17 protein-coding genes, 3 pseudogenes and 1 riboswitch are annotated in these 16,191 nt (G+C 26.9%); of the genes and pseudogenes, 3 read left to right on the forward strand and 17 right to left on the reverse strand.

Features of this window, described 5'->3' with window-relative positions:
* Positions 1-48 precede the first annotated feature (48 nt).
* Positions 49-2,988, reverse strand: a complete 2,940-nt coding sequence (locus tag CKV72_RS07910; protein WP_095177963.1) for a collagenase — start codon at positions 2,986-2,988, stop codon at positions 49-51.
* A 337-nt stretch (positions 2,989-3,325) separates the two neighbouring features.
* Between CKV72_RS07910 and tnpA (CKV72_RS07915) the strand changes: the two genes are divergently transcribed.
* The 3 genes from tnpA (CKV72_RS07915) to tnpC all read left to right on the forward strand — a co-directional run bounded on the left by tnpA (CKV72_RS07915) (position 3,326) and on the right by tnpC (position 5,726).
* Positions 3,326-3,658 (forward strand): IS66 family insertion sequence element accessory protein TnpA, encoded by a 333-nt coding sequence (gene tnpA, locus CKV72_RS07915; protein ID WP_095177364.1) that lies wholly within the window; start codon positions 3,326-3,328, stop codon positions 3,656-3,658.
* The gene (gene tnpB / locus CKV72_RS07920; RefSeq protein ID WP_095177365.1) at positions 3,652-4,002 is read left to right on the forward strand and encodes an IS66 family insertion sequence element accessory protein TnpB; all 351 of its coding nucleotides are present in this window, start codon (positions 3,652-3,654) and stop codon (positions 4,000-4,002) included. Before tnpA (CKV72_RS07915) ends, tnpB (CKV72_RS07920) begins: the two co-directional genes overlap by 7 nt.
* 149 nt (positions 4,003-4,151) lie before the next feature.
* Positions 4,152-5,726, forward strand: a complete 1,575-nt coding sequence (gene tnpC / locus CKV72_RS07925; protein WP_478280065.1) for an IS66 family transposase — start codon at positions 4,152-4,154, stop codon at positions 5,724-5,726.
* 179 nt (positions 5,727-5,905) lie between these two features.
* Here tnpC and CKV72_RS07930 read toward each other — a convergent pair whose 3' ends face one another.
* The 16 genes and pseudogenes from CKV72_RS07930 to CKV72_RS07995 all read right to left on the reverse strand — a co-directional run bounded on the left by CKV72_RS07930 (position 5,906) and on the right by CKV72_RS07995 (position 16,084).
* Positions 5,906-7,030, reverse strand: a complete 1,125-nt coding sequence (locus tag CKV72_RS07930; protein ID WP_095177964.1) for a radical SAM protein — start codon at positions 7,028-7,030, stop codon at positions 5,906-5,908.
* Positions 7,031-7,219: 189 nt separating this feature from the next.
* The gene (locus CKV72_RS12150; RefSeq protein ID WP_157726559.1) at positions 7,220-7,387 is read right to left on the reverse strand and encodes a hypothetical protein; all 168 of its coding nucleotides are present in this window, start codon (positions 7,385-7,387) and stop codon (positions 7,220-7,222) included.
* Positions 7,388-7,614: 227 nt separating this feature from the next.
* Positions 7,615-8,079, reverse strand: coding sequence for a carbohydrate-binding protein (locus tag CKV72_RS07935; protein WP_095177965.1), 465 nt, complete (start codon positions 8,077-8,079; stop codon positions 7,615-7,617).
* 30 nt (positions 8,080-8,109) lie between these two features.
* A riboswitch (cyclic di-GMP riboswitch) is annotated at positions 8,110-8,193 on the reverse strand.
* A 186-nt stretch (positions 8,194-8,379) separates the two neighbouring features.
* Positions 8,380-9,384: a PDDEXK family nuclease gene (locus CKV72_RS07940; RefSeq protein WP_095177966.1), complete on the reverse strand. Its 1,005-nt coding sequence runs from the start codon at positions 9,382-9,384 to the stop codon at positions 8,380-8,382.
* A 91-nt stretch (positions 9,385-9,475) separates the two neighbouring features.
* Positions 9,476-10,276, reverse strand: a complete 801-nt coding sequence (locus CKV72_RS07945) for a phospholipase D-like domain-containing protein (protein ID WP_095177967.1) — start codon at positions 10,274-10,276, stop codon at positions 9,476-9,478.
* A gap of 184 nt (positions 10,277-10,460) precedes the next feature.
* A complete protein-coding gene (locus tag CKV72_RS07950; RefSeq protein ID WP_095177968.1) occupies positions 10,461-10,685 on the reverse strand; it encodes a DUF6718 family protein in 225 nt (74 codons plus the stop codon).
* Positions 10,686-10,765: 80 nt separating this feature from the next.
* Positions 10,766-10,942: a hypothetical protein gene (locus tag CKV72_RS12155; RefSeq protein WP_157726560.1), complete on the reverse strand. Its 177-nt coding sequence runs from the start codon at positions 10,940-10,942 to the stop codon at positions 10,766-10,768.
* A 75-nt stretch (positions 10,943-11,017) separates the two neighbouring features.
* Entirely contained in the window at positions 11,018-11,275 is a 258-nt protein-coding gene (locus tag CKV72_RS12605; protein WP_095178385.1) for a recombinase family protein, read from the reverse strand.
* Between the two features lie 390 nt (positions 11,276-11,665).
* Positions 11,666-11,755, reverse strand: a pseudogene (locus tag CKV72_RS12455) (ATPase); the annotation flags it as partial.
* A 203-nt stretch (positions 11,756-11,958) separates the two neighbouring features.
* Positions 11,959-12,549, reverse strand: a pseudogene (locus CKV72_RS07965) (DUF4351 domain-containing protein); the annotation flags it as partial.
* 128 nt (positions 12,550-12,677) lie between these two features.
* Positions 12,678-12,839, reverse strand: coding sequence for a hypothetical protein (locus CKV72_RS12460; protein WP_242955760.1), 162 nt, complete (start codon positions 12,837-12,839; stop codon positions 12,678-12,680).
* A 126-nt stretch (positions 12,840-12,965) separates the two neighbouring features.
* Positions 12,966-13,331: pseudogene (locus CKV72_RS12465) on the reverse strand (IS66 family transposase); the annotation flags it as partial.
* A 17-nt stretch (positions 13,332-13,348) separates the two neighbouring features.
* Positions 13,349-13,522, reverse strand: a complete 174-nt coding sequence (gene tnpB, locus CKV72_RS07980; protein WP_095177972.1) for an IS66 family insertion sequence element accessory protein TnpB — start codon at positions 13,520-13,522, stop codon at positions 13,349-13,351.
* Complete coding sequence (gene tnpA / locus CKV72_RS07985; protein ID WP_095177973.1) at positions 13,516-13,848, reverse strand: IS66 family insertion sequence element accessory protein TnpA; 333 nt, start codon at positions 13,846-13,848, stop codon at positions 13,516-13,518. The genes tnpB (CKV72_RS07980) and tnpA (CKV72_RS07985) overlap by 7 nt, the downstream gene beginning before the upstream one ends.
* Positions 13,849-14,229: 381 nt before the next feature.
* The gene (locus CKV72_RS07990) at positions 14,230-14,991 is read right to left on the reverse strand and encodes a hypothetical protein (RefSeq protein WP_095177974.1); all 762 of its coding nucleotides are present in this window, start codon (positions 14,989-14,991) and stop codon (positions 14,230-14,232) included.
* Positions 14,984-16,084, reverse strand: a complete 1,101-nt coding sequence (locus tag CKV72_RS07995; RefSeq protein WP_095177975.1) for an AAA family ATPase — start codon at positions 16,082-16,084, stop codon at positions 14,984-14,986. Before CKV72_RS07995 ends, CKV72_RS07990 begins: the two co-directional genes overlap by 8 nt.
* Positions 16,085-16,191 lie beyond the last annotated feature (107 nt).

Here is a 16,191-nt window from a genome sequence, read left to right on the forward strand (position 1 = left end):
CGATTTAAGGGGACTAGACCCCTTAAATCTTATTTTTATTTGTTATAGTCATTTAAATAATTTTATACTTACTTTATATTTACCGCCATTTTCATTAATTCTATAAACATATAAATAATATTTTCCTGGTTTAGCTATAAATTTATTACTCATAGTATCTTTATGTTCTTTAGCATATGCTATATATTGTTTTAAATTATCCTCATTATAAACTATCCAATTTAATTTTCCATTATCTAGTTTTGTTAATTCAATATTTACTTCCCTTTCCTCTGAAACATTAAAAGTATACATATCTGCATAATCATTTTTACTAGTTTCACCAAATATATCAGAGTTTAAACTAATTTTATTAGCTTTTTCAAATGAATTGTTATCTTCTATTTCTCTAGTTTGTATTTCTTCTAAATTCCCCTTAATATTTAAACTATATTTTCCTTTTTCTTTAGAATATCTGTATACTATAACATAATACTTTCCAGGCTTTGTAGCATTAAGTGTTCCATTTAGAAATTCTCCTCTAGTAACTGGATATGCTATACACTTATTATTATCTTCCTCTGAAACCACTTGCCACGAAATTTTCATATTATCTTTATTCTCTATTGATATTTCTATATTTCCTGGTGTCTTTACATTAAAATAATATATATCCTTATCATTATCTTTAAATTCTCCATTAATTTTATTATCTGAAATTAATGGTCCATACGCATTTTCAAAAGAATCTTTATTAGCACTATCTTTTTTCTTATCTAGTATAACTTCCTTACTATCTTCAACTTTTGAATCTTTGTTATTTATTTCAATATCCTTTTTCACATCTTCATGTACATCATCATTTAATATCCCATGAAATACAACATCATATTCTACTTGTCCTTGCTTATTTACTCTATAATTTACAAAATAGCATGTTAATGTTTTATATCCAGACCAATTATATTGATCTAATACTTTTAAGAATTCATTAGATTTTGAATTCATATTTTTCCAATCTTCTAATCTACCTTTACTTATATCACCTATATATGTTCCTTTTAGTGTAAATGTATTGAAAAATTGTCCTTTTTCTTCTACAGTTTTTATATTCTTTAATCCTGTAACTTTTTCTATATCAGAATAAATATCTTTAGCACTTTTACGTGGATGCTCTTTTATATAATCATCAGATACAAGTGGTGTTGTTAACGTACCATAGTTATCCAATAACTTTTGCATATGATACTGATATTTATCATTCATATTATTATTACCACTTAAAATTTCTATATAATTCTCATATCCTTTTACATCATTATTTTTTACATAATTAGTTATATTGTTCAAAACATCTATGTTGTTGTTATAAATATAGTCTGAAAAAGCAAAACCATAATTGTAAAACTCAAAAGAATCATATTTTGAATGTAATAATTTATTTAAGGAAAATCTTCGTGAAACATCACTTGAAATTCCTCTTACTTCAGATTTTCTTGGTAATATATTATTTTCACGTGTTGAACCTGCAAAAAACTCTGCTGAACCTTCTTCAAACCATGTTAATCTACAATTATTACCCCTATAAAAATCTGATTTTCCCCATATTCCAGGAACTAAATATCTACCCTGTAAGTAATGCGTAAATTCATGTCTAAATAATTCTTCTAAACTAAAAATACTTTCTCTTTGAGTTCTCTCATAGGTAAAAAATGTACCTATTTTTTCAATATATATTCCACCATTATCTGTACTATATCCATATAATGTAGAATTCAATTTATATTCTTCAGGATTATTATAAATTACTATATTTAACACATCATCAGCATTTCCTTTTTCTAAGGGCTCATCATTTCCAATAACCCTATGAAATTGTGCTTTTACTTCTTTTGATGCCCAATAAAGTCTTTTTACCTTTTCTTGTGAAACCTTATCGCCAGTTCTTATTATCATTTTTCCATTATCAAAAGTGTATGTTTTTTTAAGATAATGATTTTTACCTTGTTCTCTTAACTCTTTTATATCAACTTTATTTCCATTTAAATATGTACCATTAAAATCATATTTAATACTTTCAATTGCTTTAAAATATTGTTCTCCAAGGTATGGATATAATTTTAATGTCTTTTCAATAACACCTTGAGGAATTTTTTTATCACTATGAAGCTTAGCCAATTTTCCTGTATAGTAAATTCCATTATTTATAATCCAAGCATTTTGTGAATTAACATTGCCTAATAAAGCTAATCTTTCAACTTCATTTATAAATCCATCTATATTACCAAACCAAGATGTACTTTTAACATCCTTTTTAGATTTAAATAAATAGGACTCAATAGAATAATTAACTCCACTTAAAATATTATATACAGCTTGTCCTTCTGAATTACTTTTTAAACTCTCCTCAATGTTATCATTATATTTTTTTAGAATAGGAATTAACTTGTTAACTATAACATCATTTGAAGTTGTATTACCTATTAATAACCCTAATTCTTTTATAATCTGGTTTTGAGCATAGGACCCTAATGAAAAGTTTGGATTATTTTCTATTGAAAGTATAGCAGGAATACACTTTTCCTTATACTCTATTTCATTTAATTGCTTTAATTCTTTATTATAAAATGATAAATAATATCCTCCTCTTAACACCTCAATTATTGTTGGTATTCCTTTATCATCATTAGATGTATATTCTCTTCCTCTTTCAATTAAAGCATCAATTAATGTTTGAATTCTATCATTATCAGAATAAAACTCTTTTGATCCCTCATTATATTGCATAAGATCTGTTATATCATTCCATCTTATACTTGACAATGTATCTACAAGATCATCATAAGACAATTTACTTAATTGTCCTAAAGTATATTTGCTATTTACTGTTCTTTCTAACTTAATATTAGTATTACCATTATCCTTGGCTAACACTGCCGCTGAAGTATTAATAACTGTACTACAGACTATAGCTAAACAACATAAAGCTTTCAAAAAACTTTTTTTCATAATTGTTCCTCCTAAAAATTATTTCAATTCTGTTAAATTATATGAAAATTGATTTTCTGAACCTATTAAAATATAATAGATTTCCAATAAACGTATTACCTCCTCCCCCAAAAAATAGAAAAATCAATTAACAAATAATATTATTATCGTCCTTACATAGTACAACCAATAGTACTTCAATATTAAAGGAACAAAAAAATTATACTTATTATTAGCTATATTTAATCTAATATTGCTATATATGCAATTATTTGTAAGCGTCAAAAATTAAGTATCTAGAAAACATACCCTCTCATTGATAAACTTAAGTAAAAGATTATCAATGGGAGGTTTACTTATGTATAAAAAATTAGATAATGATGCTTGGGAGGAATATTTAAATAAATTTAACTCTGTTAAAGATACAATAACAGTGAAAGATTTCTGTGCTGAGAATAACCTTAATAAGAGTCAATTTTATTACCATAAAAAAAGAGTAGAAAAGGCAATTGAAAGTAAAGAACCTGTTTTTCAGCCTATTTCTTTGAATAGTAAAGTTGATAATACTAAAGAAAATAAATCTACATTAAAAGAAGTAAAAATTAATGTAGGCAATGCTAATATCCTTATTCCTGTTAGCGAAGCTACTTTAATAACAGCAATAATTAAGGAGTTAATTCTAAAATGTTAAATATAGATAAGGTAGAAAAAGTCTATCTTGCCTGCGGTTATACGGATTTAAGAAAAAGTATTGATGGTTTAGTTATGATAGTGCAAAACCAATTTAAGTTAGATCCTTTTGATAAAGCACTATTTGTTTTTTGCAACAAGAAAATGGATAAATTAAAAATTCTTCACTTTGACGAAGGTTTTTGGCTATATTATCACCGTTTAGAAGCTAATCGCTTCAAATGGCCAGCGACAGCTGCCGATGCATTAAAGATTAATATTGATGAATTACGTTGGCTTTTAAAAGGCTATGAAGTAAGAACAAAATCTAAATTTAAACCTGTAAAAGCAAGTAACTATTATTAAAAAAATATCAACTTTGAACCCTTGAAGTATAGTAATTTCAAGGGTTTTGTGGTATAATAGAAATATCAAATAAAGCTAAAGGGGTAACTATGAGTCACGAATTTTTAACTAATGAGCTTGATGAAAATACAAAAGCATTAATTGAAAAAATGGAAAATGAAATTAATGAAAAAGATAAAGAATTAAGCTCAAAAGATGAAGAAATAAGAAAACTTAAAAATGAATTAGAATTCTTAAAAGGTGTTATATCTAATAGAAATAGAAAGATATTTGGAGCATCCAGTGAACAAGTAGATGTTAATCAATTATCTTTTTTTAACGAGGCTGAAAAACATAGTGATTCAAAGGTAGAAGAACCTACTTTAGAGGAAATTACATATAAAAGAGCTAAGAAAAGCAATTATACTGGAAAGAAAGATAATTTAGCTAATTTGGAAAGAGTTGTTGTTGAACATAAATTAGAAGGTGAGGATCTTAACTGCAGAGAATGTGGTAAAAAGCTTACTCCTATCGGAGTTAAATCTAGAAAAGAGATTGTTAAATACATTCCTGCTAAATTAATAATTGAGGATCATGTTATTTATAGCTACGCTTGTAAAACATGCGAAAGAGCCACTGGTGAAAGTAAAATAATTTCACCAGAAGCCCCTAAAACAATTTTTTATAATAGCATGGCCTCAAATGAGTTAATTGCACATACTCTAATACTTAAATATCAACATGCAATGCCACTATATAGGCAAGAAACTTACTTTGATATGATGGGAGCTACTCTTTCAAGGCAAACTCTATGCAATTGGACTATGTCTGCAGCAGATGCTTTAGAGCCGATATATAACCATATGAAAAAAGAATTGCTTAGCCGTAATTACATTCATGCTGATGAAACTACTCTTAAAGTAATTAATGATAATGGCAAAGATTCTAAATCTAAAAAGTACATGTGGTTATATATGAGTAATACTAACTCTAAGCCTGTGATCTTATATGATTACCAAAGCACTAGATCAAGCTCTTGCCCTAAAAATTTCTTAGGAGATTTTAAAGGTTTTCTCCAAACGGATGGATATAATGGATACAATTCCGTTAGCGGAGCTACAAGAGTATATTGCTTGGCTCACATAAGAAGATATTTTCATAATATAATAGTAGATTTAGATGAAGAAGCCCTAAAAAATTCTAGAGCAATAATAGGGTTTAATTATTGTGAGCAAATTTATAAACTTGAAAAAGAACTTAGAGAATCTTATTCAAATGATGAAAATTATTATGATATTAGATTTAAAATAAGAACTGAGAAACTAGCTCCAATTATAGATAACTTTATTGATTATGTTGAAAGAGAAATAAAAGATGCTCTTCCAAGAAGTCCGTTAGGTAAGGCACTTGAGTATGCTAAAAAGCATTTACCAGGATTAAAAAATGTATTATTAGATGGTTCTCTAGAAGTTGATAATAATGCTGCGGAAAGAGCAATTAAGCCTTTCGTTATAGGAAGAAAAAATTTCTTATTTGCTAACACTGCTAAGGGTGCAACTGCAAGTAGCAATATTTATAGTATTGTTGAAACTGCCAAGGCTAATAATTTAGTTGTAGAAAGGTACTTAGTCTATCTATTTGATAATCTATCAAAGATAGATATATACGATAGCGAAAGCTTAGAGAATCTTATGCCTTGGAATGATAAGATTCCTGAAAATATGAAAATTAAAGATAAAAAATAAATTAATCCTAGTAAAGCATATTCTTGCCTTACTAGGATATTTTAATACTATTCTTGGAATTATTAAAGGTGCTAAAACTTTGACGCTTACAATTATTTGCAACAAAAAGAGCCAATCAAAATAATTTAACCTCACTTCAATTGACTCTTTTAAATTGAATATTTAATATTAAAAACTTTCTAGAAAATCAACTCTCCTGGTTTATAGCCTTTTGGCAATTCTTCTTCAGTTAAAAATTTAAAATTATCATCACGTAGTATTGGTAAGAATGCTTCATATGGTATTCTAGTAAACTCACAGGCATAATTACTTGCTCCAAACCACTTACCCTCTTTGCTACTCAAATTCAAGTCTCTAGCAAACTTTGTATGATTTGAGCAATCATGAACTGCTAAATCCCAGTTTTCTTCATGGGCTATTTTCATGAATTTCAGAGTTAATTCCCTGCTCCAAATTGGAGAAATATAGCCATGTCTAGAAATATACATGTTTTCCCCATAATAATTATCTATGTTATTCTCATTTAAATGTAATTCTGCACAATTTATAAAATCAAGCTTTGTATCTAAGATTACTTGCTTTTTCTTAAAAAATGCTTCAAAAAACTCAGGAGTCATTGGAGTTTCAATACCTACATTTTTAATGTATTTTTTAGCTATCCCAATATTTTCAATAACTTTGTCTGAACAATTAGAAGCACCTAGGTTAAAACGTATTTCATCAAGACCGGCTTCACCTAATGCTTTCAATGTCTCTTCTGTAGCTAAAATACCATTTGTATATAAATGTTGATGAATTTTGGCATCTCTAAATTTCTTTATAATAGAATAGTATTTTTCAATTTCCATAAAAGGCTCTAAATAAACATAGGAAATACCAGTAGGTTTCTTGTGGATAGAAAGAAGTAGATCTATATCCTTCTCATAAAATTTTGTACCTCCAATTTCCCACATACCTTCTCCAATTGGAGGAATATCATCTAGTTCTCCATAGTTATAACAGAACTTACACTCTATATTACATTTGTTTGTTTTCCTAATTGCACTTAAACCAGTTCCCAACAGGCAAGAACGACACCCTTTTGCAAATTTGTTTTCATTTCCTACAAAAAAAGTTCTATTCTCCAAAGTTTTCAAGCCTTTAATTTCCGACATTAACGTATTATTTCTATGATCAATCGCTTCTTCAATTTGTGCAAAGGTAGCATAAATGATTTCTTGTTGCTTTATCATAACTTCCTCATCTTCTGGTAATATGGCAAAAAACTCAAACCACTTCAACGCATCTTTCTTTGAAATTTTCATAATGTATCCTCCTTTAATTAATCTTCTTACTGTGCTTTTTAACATATTCTTCTTCTAAAAAACAAATATACTCTACGCGTTTCTTTTGGAATATATCACCTACAACACCTTGTTCTATTTATATATTCCCACATACAAAAGCCCTCGAGTGTAGATAAATATATCGAGGGCTTTAAAGCATTGATATCACTAACTTTTAATTATATGTGTTTCTGTACAATTTAAAAGAAACTCTTGATTTTCTTCGTTACTTTTATCCTCCAACCATTTGATAATACATGATTTTAACCATTCTTTCAAGCTTTTTTCTTGCACTTTTGGTTTTATATTTTCAGGGATCTTATCAGACCAAGTCATGATGTTCTCTAGACTTCCGCTATCTTTTATATGTAATTTCCTCTAAAGTAGGTTCTTCCACCTTTGAATCACTAAACTTTTCTGCTTGGTTAAAAAACAAATAGTGCTTTATCAATAGGAGGATGTGTTTTCTATGTACTTAATTTTTGACCCTTACACACTATCTATAATAGCTCCCTCATACTATAAGTCTGAGGGAGCTATCACACATTTGAATTTTAGTTATGTTACTTAACTAATTTCCAAAACATTGGCGCATCACAAGGATTCCAGCCTGACTGAGCATAGTGAAATCTCTTGCATTTATACAATTTAGAATCATATATAACTAAATCACCTTTTTCATAAGGTGCTTTATTCTCTTGAGTTAATTTATCATCTACACTCCAATTTGGTATTGTATTCATGGGTTTCCAAAACATTGGCGCATCACAAGGATTCCAACCTGGTTGAGCATAATGGAATCTCTTGCATTTATACAATTTACAATTATATATAACAATATCCCCTTTTTCATAAATTATTTTATCTTTCTGAATTAAATCATCTTGTCCATCCCAAGCGCGAATAGTAACATTATCATTTACTGCACCATTGTTAGCAGCCAAAACTGGTGAAACTGTTCCACCAAACATTATTGATGTACCTAAGATTACTGAAGTTAAGGCCTTAAATTGTTTTGATTTTTTCATATTAATAACACCCCTAATCAAAAAATATTTTTTAAATCAGGTCGGTTGCACTACTAACTCCATATAATCCAAGTGCCCACATGAAAATTATATTTCATCGTTTCCCAAAACATTATATAACAATTAGTCATTTTTGTAAAATATTAACTGAAGATAATCTATTTTTTTCATCCTCAATTACGAGCTAATAATGATATTTTATCCATTTGAAAGAAATATGAAAGATTTACCGATAATTAAAAAAAACTAGCAGGTTACTCAAATTAAACCATCTGCTAGTTCTTCTTATATATTACTATTTTACTCTGTATCATTTTCAAGAGATAATATTTTCTCCTGCCTCATTTCATGCAAAGTTTTGTCATTTCCTTTAATCATAGCCCAATCATAAATTCTAATACTAGACCATCCAGTAGCCTTCTGTCCCCACTTGTTAAATGTAAGTTTTTCACCTTTAAAATCAACATACTTATTATCAATAACAGTAGCTTCTGAATCATCTCTATTCTTAATTACCACAGCATCTCCAGCTTTAATAATTTCCCACCCCAATAACTTATCCATTCCTGGAAGTGTGGTTCTTTTAATCGGTGTATCCCTTTTAACTTTATATGTATGTCGTTTTTTGTCCTCTACTTCAACATAAAAATCTTCTAAAGCTGGTGGAGGAAGTATTCTATTAATATCTATAAAACAGCTATTTTCTATTTTCATTGGACTTAATTCAAAACAACTAATATCAACATCATTAGCTATAAGCCAAGCTGCAGCTGATAATGTTTGCTTATCAAAAGATGATGCTATAAGTATTATTCTTTGTTTAGAATTAAAAGTTTTTAATGCATTATTCTTTTCAAGAAAGTCATTTAAAATCCTTGATGCTTTTTCATAAGTAGTTAATTCTCCAAGTTCAAATTCATCTTTATATTTTTCAATGTATGATGCAAATATTTTATCAACTAAATCGTCTGAAGTTTTAATTTTAGCATAACTTGCAGCATACCTTATAGCTTGAAATTCAAAAGCTTCTTTTCTTAGTTTAATATCTTCAACATCCCTTTTAATCTCAATCAGTACAAGGTTACCATTTTCATCTACTGCTGTTAAATCACTTCTTCCGTTTTCTTTATTTACAACTTGCTTCCCAACTACAAGTAAAGTTTCATCTTCAAATATAACCTCTATGTTCTTTCTTAAAAATTCTTCTATATGTTCTTCTCTTAAATTTAAAGATTTAAAGTTTGTATTCTCTATTTCAATATCTTCAATTTCTATAGAGTCTTTTATTTTTACTGGGATTAACATATGATTTACCTGCCTAATTGTTTTTTTATATTTATGATTATAGACTATTAAGATATTTTTATACCACTATGATTATACCTATTTTATATTTCTACTTTTGACTACTCCACAATTTTTTATAATTTCCATTTCCTAAAAATTTGATTAATCCTAAATCTCTTAACTCTTGTAAATTTCTTCTTATACTAGCCTTTATTGTATTGTTGTTAGGATACCTTTTTGAAAAAATCTCTTCACAAACATAAATATCATCTAATGAAAATTCATTCTTTTCTATAATGTCAACAACTTCAAATGTAGTTCTTTTCCAACTATTTAAACTTCTTTTTATTAGTTCTATATCAACATCTAAAATATCATCTACCTCAGTATGTTTATTATAATTTTTAAAATCTATATCCTTATATATAGGAAGATTTTTTAGTATCTTTTCAATATGTATAACCTTTTGAGAATTTATTTTTCCTGTGTTTTTATCATCACAAATGGTTTTAAAGTCTGTAAGAGTTTTATTGACTAAATAAGTATCATTTATAAGAACCCCATATTCAAGATTCTTTTTAAATCCTGATGGTGTTAAATTTGATGAAGTTATAATTGAATATTTATCATCAAAAATATAAAGCTTAGCATGAAGTATTTGACAATTATACACTTTGTCTTCCCATCCTATTACAGTTTTAAATGCCTCTATATCTGATGATCTTTTATAAAAATTAGGAATACTAAAATTAGATATACAATCTATTTTTACATTCTTTCTTCTATTCACATATATATTATTTACTATATCCTGTTTTACATAAGGTGCACATAATCTTATATTTTTTCTACTATCTGACACCAGATTATAAAACAAATCATTTATAGGTTTATTTATTATTTCAACCAAAATTTTACACGCCCTAACGTTTACTATAAAATTTGTTCTGTATTGTAATAAATGCTTTTTAATTTATTAAATATAAAAATACCCAAAGATAGATTAACCTTTTTATACGATTTATCTACCCATTTATTATACAATAAAATTTATTTTATTTTTTCAACTTTTCCTAAATTTATCTTTAAAGCCTTTACATTTTTATAACTTTAGATATAAATTCAATCTCATCATTAATTAATATATATGGAGCATATTCTCTATAGCTATCCAAATTGTTTAAAGTTACTATTTGTACCCCTCGTTCAAGTGTTGTTAGGGTTAAATACTTAGATAATGATGCTAACCTCTGTCCTTGTTCTGCATCTAATACTAAACTTCCTTCTTTATCAAATTTCTTTGCTATTAAGTAACACATTTTTTAATACCTTCTTAAATTCCTCTTCACTTTTTATCTCCTCATTTTCATACTTCTCTCTTAACAATATACCTATATTATTATTTTTTCATACTTATACAGATATATATGTAACCAATCGTTAAAACATCTATCTTTTTTAGTATTGATTTTACCCTATAAGCAAATTTAGCACCTTTAATAAAATCAGTACTTTCATAAAACTCTTTTATATCTAATATTTCATTTATAAGATCATTTTTATCAAATTTTCTCAATGTTCTTTACAATCTTTTTAATAAATTCTTCTTTATCACTTATCGCTTTATTTATTGCTCTTACAAAAGCCTTCTTTAATTTTTCTTCATGAACTGCTGGCATACTGAAAGCTTTTGGGCCATTATCATCTCTTTCTTTGCATATCTAAACGTATTGATAATACTTAGGTTTAGTCCCCCATCTTCTCTTTCTAAACTGCATACCGCACTTCCCGTTGGTGTTTTTATACCATCTCTTTCAAGGTTTCTACATATTTTATTAGTACCATATCCAACTAAATATTGTTCATATATTCTTTTAATTATTTTTGCCTCTTTAGGTACAATTACCAGCTCTCCTTTTGCATCTAAAGTATATTTCCTTTTTCAAAATATACATCAATGCCTAATTTTTTTTTATAATTAAAACCTGCTAACTTTAGCTTTTACACTTGTTACTTGCTGCTTTTGCTGGGCCATTTCTTCATTAAATTTATTTTCTTTATATCCTATGCCTAGCTAAAGATAATATTCATCCTTCCCGTATCAACGCATAAAAAAAATACCTAAATATTATATTTCACTCTTCTAAGTATTTTGATTTTCTTCCCTTCGCTTAATATTCAAGTTCTAACTCATAATCTCCATTAAGTTCTTCTGTAATAAAACAGCTTATAACTTCATCTAGAACTCCTAAACCATTAGTTTCAAAGTTAATTCTTTTATCGTTTCATTATCTAAATCTTTTTTTATTGCTTTTTTTATATTTCTAACAATACTTTTGCCTGAAAGAGTAGTCTCTTGATTAAAGGATATATCATTTTTAATATAGTATAAGTAGCCATTATCCTTTTCCTATTACTTTTTCTTGTTCTTTTTGTAATATTAAATCTAACAAAGCAATATAAAAGTCTTGTTCTTCTTTGGTTTTCGCCTTTTTAAATAATTCTTTTAAATCATAATATGAATACTTTAAAAATTGTTTATATAAATTATTTTGTTTACATATTAGGTATTTCTCATGTTTTTACTGTTTTTTAGAAATATTGTTCTAACTCTTCTATTGAATTCAATTCAAATATATCTGTTGCAATTAACTCTATTGTTTCTTTTGGAAGTGCTTTTATTTTTTCCTTATATCCATTAGGTAATTTTTTAAACTTTTTCATTAGCTGTTTAATCAAAAGCTCAGCTTTTCCTTCATCTTTACCTTTTTCAATTCCTTCTTGTATTAAACTTTTACCTAGTTCAGTCATTCTCAATTCCTCCTTTACTTTTTCCAGATCTTTTCCGCTTAAAAATTTATTTGCAAAAGCATATAGTATTGATTCTATATCATTCTTATAGTCATTATTTATGTCTTTTATTACGTGTATAGCATTTATTATTTTATCAGCTATTCCTATCTTTCCAGCCATAATAGGTGTAAATGTTAAAGATATTATATCTTGTTTTGTAATCTCTATTCCAGATTTTATTTTTTCTACAATATCATTATATATTTTATCTCCATCTTTACTGGCCATAGATATTGTATTAACTTTAAATTCATTTATTCCAGTTTGTAAAATATTCCCTGAATTTTTTATGTTGCCTGAATAAACAACATATGTAACTGCATCTTTTCCAATAATTCGTAGGCTTCATTAGTTCACTTTCCTAGCTTTTTATTATACCTCTATTTTAATTCATTAGTAACAATAGTTCAAATGTAAGTGTCAAAGTTTTAGCATTTTCAATAATTTTAAAAATAGTATTAAAATATCCTAGTAAGGTAATACAAAAGCTTTACTAGGATTAATTTTATTTCTTTAATTTTAATATTTTCAGTGATCTTATAAGACCAAGGCATGAGATTCTCTAGACTTTCGCTATCCTTTATATCTATCTTTGATAGATTATCAAATAGATAAACCAAGTACCTTTCTACAACTAAATTATTAGCCTTGGCAGTTTCAACAATACTATAAATATTAGCACTAGAAGTGGCACCTTTAGCAGCATTTGCAAAAAGGAAGTTTTTTCTTCCTATTACAAAAGGTTTAATAGCTCTTTCAGCAGCATTATTATTAACTTCCAAAGAACTATCTAATAATACATTTTTTAATCCTGGTAAATGCTTTTTAGCATAATCAAGTGCCTTACCTAAAGGACTTCTTGGAAGAGCATCTTTTATTTCTATTTCAACATAATCAATAAAGTTATCTATAATTGGAGCTAGTTTCTCAGATCTTATTTAAAATCTAATATCATAATAATTTTCATCATTTGAATGGGTTTCTCTAAGTTCTTTTTCAAGTTTATAAATTTGCTCACAATAATTAAACCCTATTATTGCTCTAGAATTTTTTAGGGCTTCTTCATCTAAATCTACTATTATATTATGAAAATATCTTCTTATGTGAGCCAAGCAATATACTCTTGTAGCTACGCTAACGGAATTGTATCCATTTTCTTGTTACAAAAAACAAATAGCACTTTATCAAAAGGGTCTAACTTAAATTGGTTTTGTACTATCATAACTAACCCATCAATACTTTTTCTTAAATCCGTATAGCCGCAGGCAAGATAGACTTTTTCTACCTTATCTATATTTAACATTTTAGAATTAACTCCTTAATTATTGATGTTATTAAAGTAGCTTCGCTAACAGGAATAAATATATTAGCATTGCCTACATTAATTTTCACTTCTTTTAATGCAGATTTATCTTCTTTAATATTATCAACTTTACTATTCAAAGAAATAGCTTGAAAAATAGTTTCTTTACTTTCAGCTATTTTTTCTACTCTTTTTTTATGGTAATAAAATTGACTTTTATTAAGGTTATTTTCAGCACAGAAATCTTTCACTGTTATTGTATCTTTAACAGAGTTAAATTTATTTAAATATTCCTCCCAGGCATCATTATCTAATTTTCTATACATAAGTAAACCTCCCATTGATAATCTTTTACTTAAGTTTATCAATGAGAGGTTGTGTTTTCTAGGTACTTAATTTTTGACGCTTACAAAATAATGTACTCACTTTGCACATTTAAAGTTTTTAAAATAAAAATACTATCTAGAATAGAAGTTACTTTCTACTTAAGATAGGTTTAAATTTTAATGCTAGTGTCTATATATAACTTGTTTTTATCTAATTATTTTGTTGCTCTACTAACTCCTTATTTTTCAATTGTTCCTTTACTAAACTCTTATATTTTCATATATTCTACAAATACACCACTTTAAATATGCTTTTGTAAATAACTGGGATCACAAATATAAAAAATACCTTTTAAACAATCTAAAATAAGTATTCATAATTTAAGACATTAAAAGCTTTGGATTGTATTCTAGTATATAAAAAATACAGGTACAAATAACATATATAAATCCATCATTCTTTAGATATGACAACTGTTTATTCAATACTAAACTTAAATCAATTGAATTATTATTTATTAATATATCTTCAGGTTTAATAACTTTACCTGTAGTTAAAAATAAAGCCTTAATGGCATTTTGTAAAATGATTATATTAAAGTCATTTTTACTTGTTGCAAATTTACGATAATCATTACCAATAGTTTCTTGTTGTACACGAGATTTATATTTTTTGTCTTTAAGCTCTTTAAATTCAACTTTTCTATCAAAATAATTATCATCAGGTATAGATTTTACGTGATAGAATGCTTCAATCATTGGATAGTTTAAATACAGTTTTCCCATATCGGAAGATTCACAAAAATAATCTTGCATTAATTTAATTTTTTCAAGAGTAAACGTTGGATCCTGTGGATCTAAATCAAAAATTAATAAAATATCTGTATATTTTTCGTCAAACATTTTCTTCTTGTTAGTATCTTTTTCTTTAGCCTTTAAAATCTGAAGAATATCCATATCTTTTAATCTATCAATTCCATCTCTAAACATTTCTTGATAAAGTGTATATATATTAGTATAATATGGTACTATTTCATATTTAGCACCTATTTCATAGATACTAAATAGTTTTTTCATCACCAATACATCTGTTTTAGCACCTTCTACCAAAACCAAAATCTTCTTTTTGTTAGATCTACTCATTGAATTCACCATTTATATAAAGTTTCTCTAAATTATGTCCTTCACGTAATTCTCTATTAGTAGCATTAGCCAATGATGTTAATTTATCTGGTGTTAGTATAAAATAGCAATCTGGACGCATAATCCTATTTGTCAAAAGATTTGTATTGTGAGAAGTTAAAATAGTTTGAAACTCCTTGTGCTTTTCTAATAACTGCACTATCATTTCTGAAAGTTCAAAATGATAGTATGCATCAAATTCATCTATAAATAAAAATGATACATCCGTAGCGGTTGTTAACCAATAATATAATGTATATAAAGCTTTAGTTCCATTGGAAGCTACTTTGAAAAATGGAATAGGTGTTTTTTTATTAAAGTATAACCGTTGTTTACCATCTGGATCGTTTATAGCTACTAAATCTTCATCAACTCCTGCTGTATGAATCAATTCTTGAAAAGTTTTTAAATTATCTCCTTCAAATATAAAATTTATATAGTCTGTACTTTCTTCTTTATAACCGATATATCGATTTTCATCAAGACTTCGAAACCACAACATATTACTCACAAATCTCACCAATTGTTTAAGTGGTTTAACACTGTCAGATAAAGTATTATTAACCACATATCTTAAAATTGATATACTCTCATCTCTAAATTCAAAATTTAATGAAGGTACTAATTTTATGAGTCCTTCTAAATTTCCTGATTTTGATTTATAATCATAACTCATTATAAGTTCGTTATTTATTGAAATTTTTTCAAATAATAGCTTTCGCTCATTATTTTTTCTATATAAGTAATCCACTTCTCCGTCTGCTAATTTAAATATGTAATGAAATTCAGCAAAATCGGAATCTGAATCTGCATTTAAATAATAATCATACACACCTGGTGTAACATTTTTGTCTCCTAAATGTGTTGTAATATCAAATAGTGCTAGCCCCAAATTTGATTTTCCAACTGAATTTTTTCCATAGATTATTATTTTATTCAGTAAGTCATCATTGATACAATTTTCATTAAAATGATAGTCTCGTACATCTGAAAAGTCTAATTCTATATTTCTTTTAAAATTTTTGAAATCTTTTACTTCAAACTTTTTCAGCATAATATCACCCCTAAATTATATTAGTCTTGTGCATAATTCTAAAATGTTAGTTTATTAATTATCTTCATACTAAATTATACATTATTTTAACCTAAAATCAAGAAATG

Origin of the sequence: Clostridium cochlearium (assembly GCF_900187165.1) — a bacterium.
Classification (GTDB): domain Bacteria; phylum Bacillota; class Clostridia; order Clostridiales; family Clostridiaceae; genus Clostridium_G; species Clostridium_G cochlearium.

Excerpts from the sequence above, each read along its gene's own strand:
- CKV72_RS12150 (WP_157726559.1), bottom strand. The coding sequence starts at position 7,387 with ATGACTTGGTCTGATAAGATCCCTGAAAATATAAAACCAAAAGTGCAA.
- CKV72_RS07910 (WP_095177963.1), bottom strand. The coding sequence starts at position 2,988 with ATGAAAAAAAGTTTTTTGAAAGCTTTATGTTGTTTAGCTATAGTCTGT.
- tnpB (WP_095177972.1), bottom strand. The coding sequence starts at position 13,522 with ATGTTAAATATAGATAAGGTAGAAAAAGTCTATCTTGCCTGCGGCTAT.
- CKV72_RS07995 (WP_095177975.1), bottom strand. The coding sequence starts at position 16,084 with ATGCTGAAAAAGTTTGAAGTAAAAGATTTCAAAAATTTTAAAAGAAAT.
- CKV72_RS07930 (WP_095177964.1), bottom strand. The coding sequence starts at position 7,030 with ATGAAAATTTCAAAGAAAGATGCGTTGAAGTGGTTTGAGTTTTTTGCC.
- CKV72_RS07950 (WP_095177968.1), bottom strand. The coding sequence starts at position 10,685 with ATGTGTTACTTAATAGCAAAGAAATTTGATAAAGAAGGAAGTTTAGTA.
- CKV72_RS07990 (WP_095177974.1), bottom strand. The coding sequence starts at position 14,991 with ATGAGTAGATCTAACAAAAAGAAGATTTTGGTTTTGGTAGAAGGTGCT.
- tnpA (WP_095177364.1), top strand. The coding sequence starts at position 3,326 with ATGTATAAAAAATTAGATAATGATGCTTGGGAGGAATATTTAAATAAA.
- tnpC (WP_478280065.1), top strand. The coding sequence starts at position 4,152 with ATGGAAAATGAAATTAATGAAAAAGATAAAGAATTAAGCTCAAAAGAT.
- tnpA (WP_095177973.1), bottom strand. The coding sequence starts at position 13,848 with ATGTATAGAAAATTAGATAATGATGCCTGGGAGGAATATTTAAATAAA.
- tnpB (WP_095177365.1), top strand. The coding sequence starts at position 3,652 with ATGTTAAATATAGATAAGGTAGAAAAAGTCTATCTTGCCTGCGGTTAT.
- CKV72_RS07935 (WP_095177965.1), bottom strand. The coding sequence starts at position 8,079 with ATGAAAAAATCAAAACAATTTAAGGCCTTAACTTCAGTAATCTTAGGT.
- CKV72_RS07940 (WP_095177966.1), bottom strand. The coding sequence starts at position 9,384 with ATGTTAATCCCAGTAAAAATAAAAGACTCTATAGAAATTGAAGATATT.